Annotated in this window: 17 protein-coding genes and 2 pseudogenes; 5 read left to right on the top strand and 14 right to left on the bottom strand. The window is 69.1% G+C overall.

What is annotated here, in order from left to right; translation table 11 throughout:
* A complete protein-coding gene (locus ACO057_RS23165) occupies positions 1-444 on the bottom strand; it encodes a GFA family protein (protein WP_421995975.1) in 444 nt (147 codons plus the stop codon).
* 71 nt (positions 445-515) lie between these two features.
* Positions 516-1,697, bottom strand: coding sequence for an MFS transporter (locus ACO057_RS23160; RefSeq protein WP_421995973.1), 1,182 nt, complete (start codon positions 1,695-1,697; stop codon positions 516-518).
* 246 nt (positions 1,698-1,943) lie between these two features.
* Here ACO057_RS23160 and ACO057_RS23155 point away from each other — a divergent pair, with 246 nt between their 5' ends.
* Positions 1,944-3,050 carry an enolase C-terminal domain-like protein gene (locus ACO057_RS23155; RefSeq protein WP_421995971.1) on the top strand — a complete coding sequence of 369 codons (1,107 nt, stop codon included), beginning with the start codon at positions 1,944-1,946 and terminating at the stop codon, positions 3,048-3,050.
* Positions 3,051-3,113: 63 nt separating this feature from the next.
* On the opposite strand, the gene ACO057_RS23150 is transcribed toward ACO057_RS23155, so the two are convergent.
* The 6 genes from ACO057_RS23150 to ACO057_RS23125 all read right to left on the bottom strand — a co-directional run bounded on the left by ACO057_RS23150 (position 3,114) and on the right by ACO057_RS23125 (position 8,485).
* A complete protein-coding gene (locus ACO057_RS23150; RefSeq protein ID WP_421995969.1) occupies positions 3,114-4,316 on the bottom strand; it encodes a sensor histidine kinase in 1,203 nt (400 codons plus the stop codon).
* A gap of 168 nt (positions 4,317-4,484) precedes the next feature.
* Positions 4,485-5,792, bottom strand: coding sequence for a histidinol dehydrogenase (gene hisD / locus ACO057_RS23145; protein ID WP_421995967.1), 1,308 nt, complete (start codon positions 5,790-5,792; stop codon positions 4,485-4,487).
* A gap of 2 nt (positions 5,793-5,794) precedes the next feature.
* Entirely contained in the window at positions 5,795-6,481 is a 687-nt protein-coding gene (hisG, locus tag ACO057_RS23140; RefSeq protein WP_421995965.1) for an ATP phosphoribosyltransferase, read from the bottom strand.
* Positions 6,481-7,743: a UDP-N-acetylglucosamine 1-carboxyvinyltransferase gene (gene murA, locus ACO057_RS23135; RefSeq protein ID WP_421995963.1), complete on the bottom strand. Its 1,263-nt coding sequence runs from the start codon at positions 7,741-7,743 to the stop codon at positions 6,481-6,483. The genes hisG and murA overlap by 1 nt, the downstream gene beginning before the upstream one ends.
* Positions 7,743-8,297, bottom strand: a complete 555-nt coding sequence (gene dcd, locus ACO057_RS23130) for a dCTP deaminase (protein WP_421995961.1) — start codon at positions 8,295-8,297, stop codon at positions 7,743-7,745. Before dcd ends, murA begins: the two co-directional genes overlap by 1 nt.
* Positions 8,297-8,485 (bottom strand): hypothetical protein, encoded by a 189-nt coding sequence (locus tag ACO057_RS23125; protein ID WP_421995959.1) that lies wholly within the window; start codon positions 8,483-8,485, stop codon positions 8,297-8,299. Before ACO057_RS23125 ends, dcd begins: the two co-directional genes overlap by 1 nt.
* A gap of 280 nt (positions 8,486-8,765) precedes the next feature.
* Between ACO057_RS23125 and ACO057_RS23120 the strand changes: the two are divergent.
* From ACO057_RS23120 to ACO057_RS23105, 4 genes and pseudogenes are all read left to right on the top strand, one after another.
* Positions 8,766-9,281, top strand: a pseudogene (locus ACO057_RS23120) (TonB-dependent receptor plug domain-containing protein); the annotation flags it as partial.
* A 521-nt stretch (positions 9,282-9,802) separates the two neighbouring features.
* The gene (locus ACO057_RS23115) at positions 9,803-10,492 is read left to right on the top strand and encodes a TonB-dependent receptor domain-containing protein (RefSeq protein WP_421995957.1); all 690 of its coding nucleotides are present in this window, start codon (positions 9,803-9,805) and stop codon (positions 10,490-10,492) included.
* Positions 10,377-10,643 (top strand): annotated as a pseudogene (locus ACO057_RS23110) (TonB-dependent receptor domain-containing protein); the annotation flags it as partial. The gene ACO057_RS23115 and the pseudogene ACO057_RS23110, both read left to right, overlap by 116 nt.
* Before the next feature lie 70 nt (positions 10,644-10,713).
* Positions 10,714-10,980: a hypothetical protein gene (locus ACO057_RS23105; RefSeq protein ID WP_421996104.1), complete on the top strand. Its 267-nt coding sequence runs from the start codon at positions 10,714-10,716 to the stop codon at positions 10,978-10,980.
* Positions 10,981-11,001: 21 nt separating this feature from the next.
* Here the strand turns inward: ACO057_RS23105 and ACO057_RS23100 are convergent, their stop codons facing one another.
* The 6 genes from ACO057_RS23100 to pxpB all read right to left on the bottom strand — a co-directional run bounded on the left by ACO057_RS23100 (position 11,002) and on the right by pxpB (position 16,457).
* Positions 11,002-11,883 (bottom strand): MurR/RpiR family transcriptional regulator, encoded by an 882-nt coding sequence (locus tag ACO057_RS23100; RefSeq protein WP_421995955.1) that lies wholly within the window; start codon positions 11,881-11,883, stop codon positions 11,002-11,004.
* A 69-nt stretch (positions 11,884-11,952) separates the two neighbouring features.
* Positions 11,953-12,870 carry a phosphatase PAP2 family protein gene (locus ACO057_RS23095; protein WP_421995953.1) on the bottom strand — a complete coding sequence of 306 codons (918 nt, stop codon included), beginning with the start codon at positions 12,868-12,870 and terminating at the stop codon, positions 11,953-11,955.
* Entirely contained in the window at positions 12,867-13,604 is a 738-nt protein-coding gene (locus ACO057_RS23090) for a COG4280 domain-containing protein (protein ID WP_421995951.1), read from the bottom strand. The genes ACO057_RS23095 and ACO057_RS23090 overlap by 4 nt, the downstream gene beginning before the upstream one ends.
* An 80-nt stretch (positions 13,605-13,684) precedes the next feature.
* The gene (locus ACO057_RS23085) at positions 13,685-14,728 is read right to left on the bottom strand and encodes an LLM class flavin-dependent oxidoreductase (RefSeq protein ID WP_421995949.1); all 1,044 of its coding nucleotides are present in this window, start codon (positions 14,726-14,728) and stop codon (positions 13,685-13,687) included.
* Positions 14,729-14,817: 89 nt separating this feature from the next.
* Positions 14,818-15,744: a biotin-dependent carboxyltransferase family protein gene (locus ACO057_RS23080; protein ID WP_421995947.1), complete on the bottom strand. Its 927-nt coding sequence runs from the start codon at positions 15,742-15,744 to the stop codon at positions 14,818-14,820.
* Complete coding sequence (gene pxpB / locus ACO057_RS23075; protein ID WP_421995945.1) at positions 15,741-16,457, bottom strand: 5-oxoprolinase subunit PxpB; 717 nt, start codon at positions 16,455-16,457, stop codon at positions 15,741-15,743. Before pxpB ends, ACO057_RS23080 begins: the two co-directional genes overlap by 4 nt.
* Positions 16,458-16,498 lie beyond the last annotated feature (41 nt).

The raw sequence follows: 16,498 nt of genomic DNA, 5'->3' as shown, positions 1-16,498 counted from the left end.
TCAGGGCGGCTTCGCGCCCAGTTCCGCCGGGATGAAGCGAAGCGTGCCGGCCTGGCGCGTCGGCCTGCCCGTGTCGTTCGTGTGATTGACGCCATCCATGACAGGCACCTCGGAGAAATCGAAGGGGCTTACCCCGTCCAGGCAAGCCACGTTGACCGCATAGAGGTTCTGGTCGGATCGCCGTTGATGATGGGTGTATATTCCGCAGCGGGAACAGAAGAAGTGCTGCGCTGATCCGGTATGGAAGCGGTAGCGCGTGAGCGCATCCTCGCCCTGCAGGACCTTGATGCCGCCCATTTCCGCCATGACGACGACGGCGCCCCGCATCCGGCAGTAGGAGCACGTGCAGCGACGGATCGAATGGAAGCCGTCGCTGAGCGACACCTCGAAGCGTACCGCGCCGCAATGGCACCGGCCGGCCCGAACATCTTTTTCGCCTGCCATATTGGTCTCTGTCTCCTGTTCAGATCACTTCCACGCCCGATCCCGGGCGTGGCGGAAGAAGATTCGCGCGCTCAGGCATTCGTGGGCGCGATGTTCAGGCGAGGCGCGAGGGCGACCGCGAGCGGACATGTGACGAGCGCGACCAGCGCAGCACTGACCGCGCCCCAGCTCGGGCCTGCGAGATCTCCCACGAAGCCGTACAGCACGGGGGAAAGCGCGCCCGACGCGATCGTGCCCGTATAGAACAGCGCGAAGGCGCGGGCCTCCTCGCCCGGCGCCGCCAGTTCAGGCACCGTTCCATAGAGGACGGACGAGGTGCCGTTCATCATGACGCCCAGCAGGGGCAACAGGATCAGCGCCATATCGAGAGGCGCGGCGACCACGGCGAGGATGGCGAGGGCGGTGCCGATCTCCGTGATGAGAACCGTCGACAGGACGCCGAGATGCCCGCCGAGCCAGCCGCAGGCGAACTTCCCCGCGGCGCCGCCCAGGAATGCGAGCGTGAAGGCGAAGCCGATGAGCGGCAGGTCGGCGCCTTTCGCCTGCAGGATGAACGGGAGGAAGGTGAGGAAGCCCATCCGGACGCTGCTGTCGAAGATCCCGATCGACAGCAGCAATCCGAAGCCGCCGCGGCCGCCGCCGCGCACGGCTTTCGGGGCCTTCTCCTTCGGCCCGCCAAAGCGCGGGATCAGCGCCCAGACGACCAGGGCGGTGATCGCGCCGATGGCCGCCACGACCCAGACGGCCGAGCGCCAGGACATCGAGGCGAGCATGAGGGCGACGAGGGCGGGCAGGGCGGCTTTCCCGAGGTCCCCGGTGAAGTTGTAGGTGCCGAGGGCGCCGCGGGCGCGGGATCCATAGGCATCCGATACCGCCGTCGAGGCCAGGGGATGCTGTGTCGCCGAACCGGCGCCGCCGACGACGAGCGCCAGGCCAAGGCCGACCAGGCCGCCGGACAATCCCGCGAGCGCGTATCCGAGCGCGGCCAGGAGGGTTCCGCCGACCAGCACGGCACGGCCGCCGAGGCGCTCCGACAGTCGCCCGGCCGGGATCTGCAGGGCCGCCATGGTGCCGCTGTACAGCCCTCGCAGAGCCGCCAGGGCGCTGAAACTCAACCCGAACTCTGCCTGCCAGAGCGGAAGCAGGACGTAGATGGCGTCCGTGTAGCCGTCGTGCAGCGCATGCGCGAAACCGGCGCCGAACAGGACACGCCTCTGGCGCGAAGCAGATGGGGGATCGACCGCCGCTTTCATCGGAATCTCCAGGCGCAGCGGCAAGGCTGCAGCTGGATCCTGTCTAGACCTCCGGATTGTTGGACGTAATTTGGATCATGCGGCGGATTGTCTAGACATCTTGGGCTGCGCCGCCTCGACGAGACCGGCGTGGCCTCCGCGGCCGGGCGCATCTTGCCGATTCCGCGCCCGGCCGTGAGTATCCCGGCAGAAAAACGTCCGCACGGCCCCTTCACGCCGCGGCAGGGCGACGAAGGGGCGGAAACCATGAAGATCACCGACATCACGCTGACCCTCTTTGCGTGGAAGGGACTGCCCAGCATCTCCTACGGCGCGCACGCCTCGGGCGGCGGCGAGAGCAAGCTCGGCCTGCTCGCCATCGAGACCGACGAGGGCATCACCGGCCATGCCTTCCTCGGCAGCGCGACCAACGGCGCCGACACCGAGGCGGCCGCGCTGATCCGCTCGCTGAAGCCCCTCATGCTCGGCCAGGATCCCTTCGCGCGCGAGCTTCTGAACCAGAAGCTCTGGAGCCGCATCCGCCAGGTCACGACGCGGGCCATCGGCGCGATCGACATCGCGCTCTGGGACATCGCCGGCAAGGCGCTGGGCGTGCCGATCTACAAGCTGATCGGCAAGGTGCGGGACGAGATCCCGGCCTATGCGAGCTCGGCCGTCCTGTCCTCGGCCGAGGCCTATGCGGAGGAGGCGGTGCGCTATCGCGAGGAAGGCTGGGCCGCCTACAAGATCCATCCGCCGCAGCGGCTCAAGGACGACATCGCGGCCTGCACGGCGGTGCGCCGCGCCGTGGGCGACGATTACCGGATCATGCTGGATTCCACCTGGGCCTATGACTTCCCGACCGCGCTGCGCGTGGGCCGCGCGATCGAGGAGATGGGCTTCTACTGGTACGAGGATCCCCTGCACGACCAGGACGTCTACAACTACGTGAAGCTACGTCAGACGCTGCGCATTCCCATCATGGCGACCGAGTATCCGATGACGGGGCTCGAGAGCTATCCGGTCTGGCTGATGAACCACGCGACCGACTATCTCCGCGGCGACGTCACGGTGAAGGGCGGGCTGACGACCTGCCTCAAGACGGCCCATCTCGCCCAGGCCTTCCGCATGAACTACGAGATTCACCATGGCGGGAATTCGCTGAACAACCTCGCCAACCTGCATCTGGCGATGTGTATCCCCAACACCGAGTTCTTCGAGTTCCTGCTGCCCGCGGCGGCGCAGAATTACGGGCTGCTCGAAGACATCGAGATCGATTCCAAGGGGATGGTCCGGGCGCCGGACAAGCCCGGTCTCGGCGCCGAGATCGATTTCGAGCTGATCCGGAAGAATCAGATCGCCGTGCTGCGGTAGAGGATCGGAAAGGCTCCAGGCCGGTCGAGCCTTTGCGGTGAGCTCCTACGAACGGGGAAAGTTCTAGTCCGCGAACCTTTCGAGCGGGATCTCGAAGCTGGTCACCAGCCCCTCAGGCTGCCAGTCCCTCGTCAGGGTCCCATCGAACTGGCCCGTGATGGTGTTCTCGACGAGGGTCGTGCCGAAGCCGGTGGCCCCGGGAGCGCCGTCGATCGCCGGACCGCCGCGCTCCTCCCATCTCACCCGGATCTTGCCGTTCTCGATGTCCCCCGCGATGCCGACGCGGCCCCCGGGCTGCGATAGCCCCCCGTACTTCACCGCATTGGTGGCCAGCTCGTGGACGATCAGCGCGACGCCGCCGACGGATCGCTCGGCACAGGACACGGGTGGCCCCGAGATGGTGAAACGCGAAGACAGCCCGAACCGATGCTCGTCGAGCGGTGCGATGATGGTCCGGATGACACCTGCCAGGTCATTCCCGCCGGCCGACGGGGCGGCGGAAGAATGGCGCCTGATTAGCGAATTCGACAGGGAGAGGGCCTGAAGCCGCCCCGAAAGCGTCTTCGCCATCTCCGAGGGCGTTGCCGAGCCGGCGGCGGTGATCCGGATCATGCTGTCCGTCACGGCGACCAGGTTCTGCAGACGGTGGGCCATCTCCCGAGCGAGGGTCTCCTGCTCGACCAGGGCGCGCTGCAGCAGGGTCTCGCTGTCCGAGACCCGAAGGGCGATGGAGATGAAGGAGGCCAGTTCCATCATGGTCTGGGCGTGGCCCCTGTCGAACTGCCCCAGCTCTTCCGAGACGATCCACAGGGTGCCCAGAAGGACGCCCTCCCCACGGCGGAGCGGGACTAGCAGCACCTCCGGAACCTCGATGCCGGCATCGGAGATCCAGCCATAATGGCGCTCAGCGTGCCGCGCGAGGACGGGCCTGTTGGCGTCGAGCGTCACGCCGCACGGGCTGAAGTCGCGAGGCGTCGTGATCCCCTCGAAACGCGACAGCGAGCCGCGCAGGTACTTCCATCGGAACACGCCGGGCGCCGGATACGGATCCAAGAGGCTCAGGCCCGCGGCCACCCCGCCCGTGATCTCCATCGCGATGTCGACGAAACGCGGGAGGAGCTCGCTCGGATCATCGGCCATCTTGGCGGCGAGGTCGTAGACCGCCAGCTTTTCCCGGAGATGATCGGTGCGGGCCGGCGGACGCCGATCCAGCTCATCGGAGATGATGATACCGTCCAAGGACATGGTGGGCGACATGTCGATCATTATGATGAGCCTAGCTCCGCGACCAGGACAGCGCCAACGAAACCCGTGCAGTCGGTCGATTGACGGCGTAGCACGTCAGCCGCGCTGGACCACCTATCACACGATAGGAACGATGACGGCATGCGCGCATAATTCGCCCCCACTGAAACAAGGGCGCCCTCGACGGGATCAGCTGCGGACCTGCATCTCATCCAGCCGCAGCGCGACACTCGCCGCATGCGCGCCCAGCCCCTCGGCCTCGGCCAGCTTCACCGCCGCCGGCCCGATCGCGCGCAGCCCATGCGGTTCCGCCTGCACCCAGGTCGTCCGCTTGAGGAAGTCGTAGACGGAAAGCCCCGACGAGAACCGGCTGCTCCGCCCGGTCGGCAGCACATGGTTCGGCCCGGCCACATAGTCGCCGATCGCCTCGGGCGTGTGCCGCCCCAGGAAGGCCGCGCCCGCATGCCGGATCTTGCCGAAGATCGCGCGCGGGTCGTCCAGCATGATCTGCAGATGCTCGGGCGCGAGGCGGTTCGCCAGCGCGCAGGCCTCGTCCCAGTTCCGCACCAGGATCACCGCGCCGTGCCGCGCCCAACTCTCGCCGGCGATGGCCCGGCGGGGCAGGGTGGTCAGCGCCTTCTCGACCTCGCGGATCACCGCCTCCGCGAAGGCGGTGTCGTCGGTGATGAGGATCGCCTGCGCGGCCTCGTCATGCTCGGCCTGGGCCATCAGGTCCATCGCCACATGGGCGGGGTCGTTGGTGGCGTCGGCCAGGACCAGCACCTCGGAGGGGCCGGCGATGCTGTCGATGCCCACGCGGCCGAAGACCTGGCGCTTGGCCTCGGCCACATAGGCATTGCCGGGGCCGACGATGCGGTCCACCGGCGCGATGCTCTGCGTGCCCCAGGCGAGGGCGGCCACCGCCTGCGCGCCGCCGACGCGCCAGACCTCGGTGACACCCGAACGGCGGGCCGCGGCCAGCACCAGCGGGTTCAGCACGCCGCCCGGCGTGGGGACGACCATGGCCACGCGCTCCACCCCCGCCACGCGGGCGGGTAGGGCGTTCATGAGCACGGAGGAGGGATAGGCCGCCTTGCCGCCCGGCACGTAGAGGCCCACGGCGTCCAGCGCGTTCCAGCGCATCCCCAGCGCCACGCCGTCCGTGCCCGGAAGCTCGATATCGGCGGGCAGCTGCGCGCGATGAAAGGCCTCGATGCGCGTCGCGGCGGTGTCGAGCGCGTCCATCAGCGCGGGCTCGATGCCGGCGGTCGCGGCGTCGATCTCCTCGGCCGTCACGCGCAGCGCGGCGGTGGTGGCGGGCGTCCAGTGGTCGAAGCGCGCGGTGAGGCGCAGCAGCGCCGCGTCGCCCTCGGCCTTCACCTCGCCGATGATGGCCGAGACGGCGCCGTCCACGCGCGCGGTGGTCTCGCGCGCATCGTCCAGCAGAGCGAGGAAGCGGGTCTCGAAATCGGCCTGGGCCGTGGAGAGGCGCTCCATGGTCAGGCGGCCAGAGCGGCGCGGAAGCGCGCGATCCAGCCGGCGATCTCCTCGGGGCGCGTCTTCAGCGCCGTGCGGTTCACGATGAGGCGCGAGGTGACGCCGGCGATGACCTCCGTCTCCACGAGGCCATTGGCCTTCAGCGTGGAGCCGGTCTGCACCAGGTCGACGATGACGCGCGAGATGCCGAGCGAGGGCGCCAGCTCCATCGCCCCGTTCAGATGCACGACCTCGGCCTGGATGCCGCGCGCGGAGAAGTGGCGGCGGGCGATGTTGGGATACTTCGTCGCCACCGCGATGCGCGACCAGCGCGAGGGATCGTCCTGCCCGGCCGTCGCCACCTGCTCGGCGACCGAGATGCGGCAGCGGCCGATCCCCAGGTCGAGCGGGGCGTAGATCTGGTCGGTCTCGTATTCCATCAGCACGTCGGCGCCGCAGACGCCGATATGCGCCGCGCCATGCGCCACGAAGGTCGCGACGTCGAAGGGCCGCACGCGCACGACGTCGAGCGAGGGATGGTTCGTCTCGAAGCGAAGGCGGCGGCTGTCCTCGTCCTCGAAATCCGCGGCGGGCACGATGCCGACGCGGGCGAGGACGGGCTTCAGCTCGGAGAGGATGCGGCCCTTGGGCAGCGCCATGACGAGGCGCGTGTTGCTGTCGGCCTCGGTCAATTGCAGGGGCAGGTCCATCAGTTGGCCAGCCTTTCGATCTTCGCTCCCACCGCCGCGAGCTTCTGCTCGACATGCTCATAGCCGCGGTCGAGGTGGTAGACACGGTTGACGATCGTCTCGCCCTCGGCGGCCAGGCCGGCGAGGATGAGGCTCACGGAAGCGCGCAGATCCGTCGCCATGACGGGCGCGCCGGAGAGCTTGGGCACCCCGCGCACGATGGCGCTGGTGCCGTGGAAGTTGATGCGCGCGCCCATGCGCAGCAGCTCGGGCACATGCATGAAGCGGTTCTCGAAGATGGTCTCGGTGATCATCGACGCACCTTCGGCCACCGCCATCAGCGCCATGAACTGGGCCTGCATGTCGGTCGCGAAGCCGGGGAAGGGCTCGGTCATCACATCGGCGCCGCGCAGCCCGTTGAGGCGGCTGACGGTGAGGCCGGTGGTGGTCTCGGCCACGTCCACGCCGCTTTCGCGCAGCACGCGGGCGACGGAGCCCAGATGCTCCAGCCGCGCGCCCTGCAGGTGAAGCGTGCCGCCGGTGATGGCGGCGGCGCAGGCATAGGTGCCGGCCTCGATGCGGTCGGGCACGATGGGGTGCGTCGCGGCGCGCAGGGTGGCGCCGCCCTCGATGCGCAGCGTGCCGGTGCCGATGCCCTCGATCCGCGCGCCCATGCGCATGAGGCACATGGCGAGATCGGAGATCTCGGGCTCCTGGGCGGCGTTGACCAGCTCGGTCTCGCCTTCGGCCAGGCAGGCGGCCATGAGCAGGTTCTCGGTCGCGCCGACGCTGATCTGCGGGAAGATGATCCGCGCGCCGCGCAGCTTGCCCTGGGGGGCGCGGGCCTCGATGTAGCCGGCCGTGATCTCGAGCTCGGCGCCGAGCTGCTCCAGGCCCTTGAGGTGCAGGTCCACCGGCCGCGTGCCGATGGCGCAGCCGCCGGGCAGCGAGACGCGGGCCTTGCCGAAGCGGGCCAGCAGCGGGCCGAGCACGAGCACCGAGGCGCGCATCTTGCGCACGATGTCATAGGGCGCTTCGAGGTTGTTGGCCGCGCCCGACAGGGTCAGCGTGCGGGCCTGCAGGTCATGGACGACCTCCAGCCCGTGCTGGATGAGCAGCGCGCGCATGGTGGCGATATCGGCGAGGTCGGGCGCGTTGGTCAGCACCAGCGGCCCATCGCAGAGCAGCGCCGCGGCCATCAGCGGCAGCGCCGCGTTCTTGGCGCCGGAGATCGGCACGGTGCCGTTGAGAGGGCGGCCGCCCTGGATACGAATGCGATCCATCAGAGTTTCGGCAGGGCGACGCCCCGCTGCCCCATGTATTTGCCCGCGCGGTCCGCGTAGCTCACTTCGGGCGCGCTCTCGCCCTTCAGAAACAGAAACTGGCAAATTCCCTCATTGGCATAGACCTTGGCCGGCAAAGGCGTGGTGTTGCTGATCTCGATGGTCACCTGGCCCTCCCATTCGGGTTCCAGCGGGGTGACGTTCACGATCAGCCCGCAGCGCGCATAGGTGGACTTACCGAGGCAGATCACCAGCACGTCGCGCGGGATCTTGAAGACCTCGATCGTGTGGGTCAGCACGAAGGAATTGGGCGGGATGATGCAGACCGGGCCCTGGCGGGTGACGAAGCCGGTCTCGGAGAAGGCCTTGGGGTCGACGATGGCGTTGTCGACATTGGTGAAGACCTTGAAGACATCGGCCGCCCGCGCGTCGTAGCCATAGGAAGAAAGGCCGTAGGAGATCACGCCCTCGCGCTTCTGGGCCTCGACGAAGGGCGAGATCATGCCGTGCTCCGTCGCCATGCGGCGGATCCAGTGGTCGGGCATGATGGGCATCAGGGGTCCTTTGCGGGGTCCTTGCGGGAGGCTGGTCTAGCCTCTTCCGGCGCGTCGCGTCCATCGGCCGGCCCGGGAGGCTGATCCGCGCGGGCGTCCTGCCGGCCCCGCGCCTGCACCTTGCGCTTGCGCAGGTTGGCCCGCAGGGCGGCCGCGAGGCGGGCCTGGCGTTCGGCGGGGGAGGTCATGGGGCGGCTCCGCGGCTGGAATGATCGATGGAAATGACTGGCCCGTCCCATGGTGGAGCCGCTGCCGGCGCCGCGCCTTGTTATCTGTGGAACGCGCCGGCTGGAAGGAACCTTCCGATCACCGCCATCCTCGGTCCAGGACAACCTGTTGCGGGAGCGACACGTTCAGTAGCAAACACTACGTGACGTTAAATATGCTACTTGTTCGCAATCGCAACGGGTCCTAGGAGCGTCAGAAGCGAGTGACAGTCAGTCGCAATCCGTTTCGGAGCGAACATCCATGAATCCAAGCCACCCTCCCCGACGCGCGGCGCCGCGGTCCTCCTGGCTTCTGGCCACCACCTCCCTGGCTTGGATCGCTGGCATCGCAACGGGTGCTCACGCGCAGCAGGCTCCCGCTCCCGCCGCCGCGCCTGAGGCCATCTCGCTGCCGACGCTGGCGGTAGATGGGCAGCGTGGCGCCACTGACGGCTATCAGGCCCTGCGCTCCGGCACCGCCATGCGCACCGACACGGCGCTTCGCGACACGCCCCAGAGCGTCGTCGTCGTGCCGCGCGATGTGCTGAACGACCAGGCGGCCGTGAACCTGGAGCAGGCGCTGCGCTATATCCCCGGCGCCGGCTTCGCCCAGGGCGAGGGCAATCGCGACACGCCCGTGCTGCGCGGCCAGTCCTCCACCGCGGACATGTTCACCGACGGCGTGCGCGACGACACGCAATACTACCGTGACCTCTACAACGTGGATCGCCTCGAGGTGCTGAAGGGCGCGAATGCCATGGTCTTCGGACGTGGGGGCGGCGGCGGCGTCATCAACCGCGTCACCTCCGTGCCGGAATTCCTCCACAACGAGAGCCAGCTGCGCGTGACCGCCGGCTCCTACGGCCTCGCGCGCGGCGTGGCGGATGCCAATTACGCGATCGGCGACAGCATGGCCGTGCGCATGACCGGCATGTACCATCAGGCCGACAGCTATCGCGACGGGGTGAACTACCGCCGCTACGGTATCAATCCGCAATTCGCCTATCGCATCGGCGACGCGACCACGATCCGCCTCAGCTACGAGAATTTCCGCGACGAGCGCGTGGCCGACCGCGGCATTCCTTCCTTCAACGGCCGGCCCCCTGAGCACGGGCATCCGCAACTTCTTCGGCGATCCGAACCAGAGCCCCACGCACAGCAACGTCAATGCGGTGAACCTCTTCGCCGAGCACAATTTCGAGAACGGGCTGACGCTGCGCCAACCGCTTCCGCTTCGCGACCTATGACAAGTTCTACCAGAACGTCTTCCCCGGCGCCGTCGCGGCGAACGGGCGCCAGGTGTCGATCGCGGGCTACAACAACCTCACCAATCGCGACAACCTGTTCAACCAGACGGACCTCATCGCGCGCTTCGCGACCGGCCCAGTGCGCCACATCTTGCTCGCCGGCATGGAGCTCGGCCGGCAGGAGACGACGAACCTTCGCCAGACGGCCTATTTCCAGGGTGCGAACGGCGCCTTCACGGAAACCAGCGTCAACACGCCGCTGAGCCAGACGCGCATCGGCCGGCCCATCCAGTGGCGCCAGGCCGCGACGGATGCCAGCAATACCGGCACGAACCACGTCGTCAGCCTCTATCTGCAGGATCAGATCGAACTGCTGCCACAGCTTCAGCTCATCGCCGGCCTGCGCTGGGACCACATCGACGCCGAGATCACCAACCGCCGCACCGGCGAGCGCCTCAGCGCGACGGACAACAACATCTCGCCGCGCGTGGGCCTCGTCTATCGGCCGATCGACCCGGTTTCGCTCTATGCGAGCTATAGCGTGAGCTTCCTGCAGCGTGAGCTTCCTGCCGCGCTCGGGCGAGCAGCTGGCCTCGCTGAGCGTGACGAACCAGGCGCTCAAGCCGGAATCCTTCACCAATTACGAGATCGGCGCACGCTGGGAGATCCATCCGCGCCTGACCGCGACGGCGGCGATCTATCAGTTGGAGCGGACCAATGTCGCGGTCACCAATCCGGCTGATGTGACGAAGCTGATGCTGGTGGACGGCACGCGCACGCGCGGCGTCGAGCTCGGGCTGCAGGGGCGTATCACCGACAACTGGAGCGTCTTCGGCGGCTATGCCAACCAGAACGGCGAGATCACCAGCGACCAGAGCGCGACGATCCGGCGGGGCAACAACGTACCCTTCCTGTCGAACAACACCTTCTCGCTGTGGAACCGCTACGACTTCCGCCCCACTCTTGGGCAGCTACACCCCCCGTGTCGGCGCGGCGGTCGGCGTGATCAACCAGTCGGGCTATTACGCCGCCACCGACAATTCCGTCCGCATCCCGGCCTTCACGCGGATCGATGCGGCCGTGTTCTACGACATCACCGACCGCTACCAGCTGCAGGTGAATGCCGAGAACCTGTTCGGCGCCAAGTACTATCCGGTGGCGAACAGCAACAACAACATCACGCCGGGCGCGCCGTTCTCGCTGCGCTTCACCGTCGCGGCGCGGTTCTGACCTGAAGGGGGCCGGGCGCGCCTAGGCGACGTCCGGCCCCATCACCGAGCGTCGGAGTTGGTTCAGCCGCACGAGCGACCCCAGGGCGGCGGATCCGTCACAGGCCGCGAGGCCGAGCGACAGCGCCTCCAGCGCCGCCAGGGTGGTTGCGTGCATCGCCGCATGGCCCGCGCGGCCGCGCGCCGCGCCGCAATCACCACCTGGGCCATCGCGATGACCTTGGCCTCGGTGGAATCCGTGATCATGACGACGGGCAGGCCCAGGCGACGGGCCTCCTGGATGGTCGCGATGATCTCGCGATAGGTGCGGCCATAGGTCATCGCCAGGACCATGTCCTCCCTCGCGCAGGGCCAGCAGCTGGTCGGCCAGCGAAATGCCGGCCGTGTCGATCGCGAAGGCCTGGCGTCCCGAACGCTGCAGGATCGAGGTCATATAGCGGGCGAGATGTGCGGTCGGCCCGATGCCATAGACGGCGATGCGGCTGGCCCGGTGCATCAGCCCGACGGCTTCCAGCATGGCCAGGCGCAGCGGCGGCTCGTCGAGGCAGGCCATGGCCTCGCGCTGCAGGTCCAAAGCGAGATCGAGCGCGTTGCGCGCACCCTCCCCGGCCTCGGCGAGGGTCTGGCCGAGGTCGCTGGCGGGGCCCTCGGTCTCCGCGCCCATGGTCGCGGCGAGGATCTGCTTGAGATGCGGCAGGCCGGTGAAGCCGAGCGCCTGGACAGAGCGAATGATGGTGGCGTCCGAGACGCCGACCCGGCTGGCGAGCTCGGCCGCGGAACTGGTGAGAATGGTCAGGCGGTTGGCGAGCACGAAGCCGGCGAAGAGCCGCGCCGCCGGCGGCAGTTCATCCACGGCCTCAGAGGAGAGGCCCGCCAGCAATTCCTTCGGTGTCCGGTCCGCCATCGACTTCCATTCCCGCGCGATGCGGCGCGTATGGCCCCTGGCGCGGAGGGCTGTCCACCTCGAGGGGCGTCAGGCCGCCCGTGCCGAGATCGCGCGGTGATGCTCCTCGGTCCAGAGCAGGACCGACCAGCAGAGGGTCGCCCAGGCCGCGCCGATGCTCCAGCCGGCAAGCACGTCGCTGGCATAGTGCAGGCCGAGATAGACACGGCTGGCGCCGATGAGCAGCGTCAGCATCACCGCCACGGCCACGAAGAAGACGCGGTGATGCCGCTCGCCGGCGACCCGGGCGAGGATGATCCCGATGGTGAGATAGGTGACCGCCGAGAGCAGCGCATGGCCGCTCGGGAAGCTCGCCGTGAAGACCTGCGCCATTTGAGGATAATCCGGGCGCGGTCGGTCAAAGCCCTGTTTGAGCAGGGTGCTGACAAGAGTGCCGCCCAGTACCGATGCCGCCATGAAGAGGGCGATGCGGCGCTGCCCCACCATGAGCAGATAGGCCAGGGAGACGGCGAGCACGAGGCCGAGCACGGCGAAGCTTCCGAGCGCGGTGACGTCGCGCACCATCTCCGGCAACCAGGCCGGACCGATCGGCTGGGCGAGATCGCTGCCGTGCCGGAAGAACATCACGACGGCATGGTCGAAGCCGGCCATGTCGCCTTCGATCACCTCGTCGGCCAGCGACACGAAGGCGAGGAGCATCACGGCCAGAGCGAGAAGCGCCACCACTAGCACGACCTCTCCATGCAGCAGGCGCCGGGCGACCCTGAGGCGTAGAAGCGGTGCGCCCCGCCCGGTCAGGACGACATTGGCGAAGAGAATGACCGCGCAGCCGGCGAAGAGCGCGATTCCAGCGACCTCGGAGAAGGCCGGTATCAGCAGGTTGGTGGCGCCGACGGCCGCGCACCAGAGGAGCAGGGCCAAGGCCAGGGATCCGTCATCGACGAAGAGGTGCACGATTTCGGCGGCGATGGCGCGCAACGTTCTCATCGCGGAGCCTCCTGCGTCACGCGCACGCCGAGCATCGCGGTCGCGGCCAGCCCGGCCATGAGGGCCGGCAAGGCCAGGTCCTGGCCGGGCCAATGGGCGCCCATGCCCTCGCCGGTCCAATAGATCCCGAAGGCCGAGATCACGATGCCGACGGCGAATTTCAGCGTGTTCTCCGGCACGCGCGCGAGCGGGCGGTGCACCGCGACCGCGACCAGCGTGACGGCCAGCGCCGCCAGCAGCGCGCCGCCGGCCGCCGCGAACAGGAGATCCGGCCCGCCGGCGGAGACGGCGAGCACGATGAAGGCCACCTCGACCCCCTCCAGCAGCACGGCCTTGAAGGCCGTCGCCGTCGCGATCGGATCGACGCCATGGCGGGCCGAGGCCTGCGCCAGAGCGAGGTTCGCGCTCTCGCTGCGGAAGACGGCGTCCTCGTCATGCAGCGGGATGTGCCCGGCCGAGCGGAGGACCGCCTTGCGCAGCCAGCGCATGCCGAAGAGCAGCAGGAGCAGACCGACCATCAGCTGCAGGAGCTGCTCGGGAAGCTGGGCCAAGGCCGGGCCGAGGGCCAGCACGAGGGCGACCAGGGCCAGCAGCCCCAGGGCGGTTCCGACGAAGGCGGATTTCCATCCGCGGACCGTGCCGACGGCGAGCACGATCGTCGCCGCCTCCACGCATTCGACGAGGGAAGCGAGAAAGGCCGCTCCCGCCGTCGGGACAAGATGCATCAGGGACATGCAGGAGCCTCCTCGCTCACTGCCTGTAGTAAATACTACGTCATATCCCAGATGAAGAAGTAAATACTACGCAATCTGCCTCAGGCGGCCAGCGCCTCCGCCGCCGCGCCCTGGCGCAGCGCGGGCAGCACGTCGCGGCCCAGGCGCTCGATCGCGGCCAGGACAGCGGGCGTCGGCAGGCCGGAGAAGCCGCAATACATGCTCATATGCGAGGGGCGCAGCACCTTGATGTCGTTCGCCAGGATGCGCGTGACCTTCTCGACGCCGCCGATCGGCGTGTGCTCCAGCAGCCAATCGATGGTCGGCTCGCCCTCGAAGGGGATGGACTGCATCCGCGCCCCGTCGCGCGGCGGCACGGGGACGCGCAGCGAGAGGGTGGTGCGGGCCAGCTTCAGCACGCCCTCGGCGGCCCGGCGCTGCTCGGCGGGGTCGTCGGTGACGAAGATGTAGCGCTGCAGGCCGAGCGGCATGTCGCGGCCGGTGAAGCCGCCGGCGCGGTAGCCCGCCTCGGACTTGGCCTTGAGCGGCAGCGTCATCTCGGCGGTCCGCACGCCCTGGCTGAGCAGGATCGTCGCGCCCACGCGCCCGGCGCGCTCCAGCAGGTCCCCGCCGGCGCCGGCGAGGTAGATCGGCGGCAGGCCCGGCGCGATGCAGATGGGCGAGTCCGGATAGCTGAAGTGCTTGCCCTGGTGGTTCACGCGGCCGGTGGTGAGGCCCTCGACCAGGATGTCCCACTCCTCGTGCATCATCTCCGAGCGGGCGGCGAGGTCGATGCCGTAGCTGCTGAACTCATGCGCCTGGTGGCCCGTGGCGATGCCGAGGTTGAGGCGGCCGCCCGCCAGCAGCTGGGCGAAGCCGATCTCCTGCACGGCGCGCAGCGGGTTGTGCAACGGCAGGACGACCACCCCCGTGCCGAGGCGGATGCGCTTGGTCAGCGCGGCGCAATGCGCGACCATCAGGAGCGGGTTGGGGCAGACCGAGGCGCTGGTGAAGTGATGCTCGGCGAACCAGGTGGCGTCGAAGCCGACCTTTTCCGCGAGCTGCACGGCGGCGGCGGTCATCTCGATGACCTGGGCCGGCGTCTCCTGCGCGTGGTTGAGCGACATCAGGTTGAAAAGCGCCATTTCCATTGCAGGCAAAGCTCCAGGCCGGTTTCTCGGCGCAGCATAGCAGGGCGCGGCCGTGGCGTGCCCCCGGGCGCCGGGCCTAGCGGTTATGCTTCCCGCAGCAGGTCGGCCATGCCGGCCATGGCGGTTTCGAGCTTCCGCAGGGCCATGCGCGCCTGCTCCGGGGCGACCGCCTCGAAGCGCAGCACGGTGCCGGGGATGGCCTGGCCCAGGCGATGCAGATCGGCCGTGACGACCGTGCAGATCTTGGGATAGCCGCCGGTCGTGTGGCGGTCCGGCAGGAGGGCGATGGGCTGGCCGCTGCCGGGAACCTGGAGGCAGCCCGTGGCATTGCCGTCGGAGGCGATCTCGGGGCGGCCGGAATGGGTCAGCAGGGGGCCGGCGAGGCGCAGGCCCATGCGATCAGCCTCGGGGGTGACCGTGAAATCGGACGAGAGCAAGGCGTCGATCGCGGCTTCCGCGAAATGGTCGGCCTGGGGGCCGAGGAGGACGCGCAGCGGCCGCTCGCGCTCGGCCGGGACGGGATGGGGCAGGCGGCGCTCGCGCCGGGATTCGGCGAGCGGACGGACAAGCGGCAGCCGGTCCCCGGCCTGGAGCCGCCCGCCATGCAGCCCGCCGAAGCCGGCGCGCGTATAGGTGGAGCGGCTGCCCAGGACCGGTGCGATGTCGAAGCCGCCCTCGACGGCGAGGTAGCAGGCCCCGCCCGCGATGCGACCGATCCGCAGCGTCTCGCCGCGGTGGAGGACGAAGCTCTCCAGCATGGGGTGCGCGACCGTGGCCCCGGCCAGCGCGACGCGCACGGAGGCCGCCTCGACCTCGATCGTGCAGCCGACGCGGCACATCTCCAGCGCCGCGGTGCCCGGCGGATTGCCCAGGATGAGATTGGCTGTGCGCAGCGAGATCGGGTCCAGCGCGCCGGAGACCGGCACACCCAGGCGCTGATAGCCCGGCCGGCCGAGATCCTGGACGGTGGTGAAGAGGCCGCCCTCCACGATGCGGATCGCGGCGCTCATGCGCGGCAGAGCGCCACGGGATCGGCGCCCCCGGCGAAGCGCGCGGCCAGCGCGTCGAATTCCTCGCGCGGGATGGGGCGGAAGGCGACGGCATCGCCGGCCGCGATCAAGGCCGGGCGCTCCAGCCGTTCGGGATCGAAGAGCGGCACGGGCGTGCGGCCGAGGATGTGCCAGCCGCCGGGCACGGTCTGCGGATAGATGGCGGTGAACGCGTTGGCGATGGCGAGCGAGCCGGCCGGCACGGCCAGGCGCGGCGTGGTCCGGCGCGGGACGGCCAGGCGCGCATCCAGCCCGGCGATATAGGGATAGCCGGGATACCCCCCCACCATCGCCGTGCGGTAGCGCCCGCCTGCATGGATCGCGACCACCGCCTCCGGCGTCAGGCCGAGGCGCGTGGCGAGCTCCGCCAGGTCCGGCGCGAACTCGCTTTCGTAGCAGATGGGCAGGGACCAGCTGGCGCCCGCGCTCTCCTCGTCCGGCGCGGGCGGAAGGTCGCGCAGCAGGGCCGTCAGCCGGCGCAGGCTGAGGAGAGCGGGATCGTAGTGGATGGTCAGCGAGCGCAGGGTCGGCACGCATTCCACGATGCCGTCCATGCCCGCCAGTTGCCGGTCGAGGCCGCGCGCGCGGGCCGCCGCTTCGGGCGTGTAGGCATCGGCGAACTGGACGGTGAGGGCGGTGTCGCCCAGGGGGAGAAGGCAAGGTAGCAGCTGCATCGCCCCAGCTTGCACCGGCCGGATGGACGCGCAAGGACCCG

This window comes from Roseococcus sp., assembly GCF_965227005.1.
Lineage (GTDB): Bacteria > Pseudomonadota > Alphaproteobacteria > Acetobacterales > Acetobacteraceae > Roseococcus.
This window is presented reverse-complemented; position numbering and strand designations above follow the sequence as displayed.

Excerpts from the sequence above, each read along its gene's own strand:
- ACO057_RS23165 (WP_421995975.1), bottom strand. The coding sequence starts at position 444 with ATGGCAGGCGAAAAAGATGTTCGGGCCGGCCGGTGCCATTGCGGCGCG.
- ACO057_RS23160 (WP_421995973.1), bottom strand. The coding sequence starts at position 1,697 with ATGAAAGCGGCGGTCGATCCCCCATCTGCTTCGCGCCAGAGGCGTGTC.
- ACO057_RS23155 (WP_421995971.1), top strand. The coding sequence starts at position 1,944 with ATGAAGATCACCGACATCACGCTGACCCTCTTTGCGTGGAAGGGACTG.
- ACO057_RS23150 (WP_421995969.1), bottom strand. The coding sequence starts at position 4,316 with ATGATCGACATGTCGCCCACCATGTCCTTGGACGGTATCATCATCTCC.
- hisD (WP_421995967.1), bottom strand. The coding sequence starts at position 5,792 with ATGGAGCGCCTCTCCACGGCCCAGGCCGATTTCGAGACCCGCTTCCTC.
- hisG (WP_421995965.1), bottom strand. The coding sequence starts at position 6,481 with ATGGACCTGCCCCTGCAATTGACCGAGGCCGACAGCAACACGCGCCTC.
- murA (WP_421995963.1), bottom strand. The coding sequence starts at position 7,743 with ATGGATCGCATTCGTATCCAGGGCGGCCGCCCTCTCAACGGCACCGTG.
- dcd (WP_421995961.1), bottom strand. The coding sequence starts at position 8,297 with ATGCCCATCATGCCCGACCACTGGATCCGCCGCATGGCGACGGAGCAC.
- ACO057_RS23125 (WP_421995959.1), bottom strand. The coding sequence starts at position 8,485 with ATGACCTCCCCCGCCGAACGCCAGGCCCGCCTCGCGGCCGCCCTGCGG.
- ACO057_RS23100 (WP_421995955.1), bottom strand. The coding sequence starts at position 11,883 with ATGGCGGACCGGACACCGAAGGAATTGCTGGCGGGCCTCTCCTCTGAG.
- ACO057_RS23095 (WP_421995953.1), bottom strand. The coding sequence starts at position 12,870 with ATGAGAACGTTGCGCGCCATCGCCGCCGAAATCGTGCACCTCTTCGTC.
- ACO057_RS23090 (WP_421995951.1), bottom strand. The coding sequence starts at position 13,604 with ATGTCCCTGATGCATCTTGTCCCGACGGCGGGAGCGGCCTTTCTCGCT.
- ACO057_RS23085 (WP_421995949.1), bottom strand. The coding sequence starts at position 14,728 with ATGGCGCTTTTCAACCTGATGTCGCTCAACCACGCGCAGGAGACGCCG.
- ACO057_RS23080 (WP_421995947.1), bottom strand. The coding sequence starts at position 15,744 with ATGAGCGCCGCGATCCGCATCGTGGAGGGCGGCCTCTTCACCACCGTC.
- pxpB (WP_421995945.1), bottom strand. The coding sequence starts at position 16,457 with ATGCAGCTGCTACCTTGCCTTCTCCCCCTGGGCGACACCGCCCTCACC.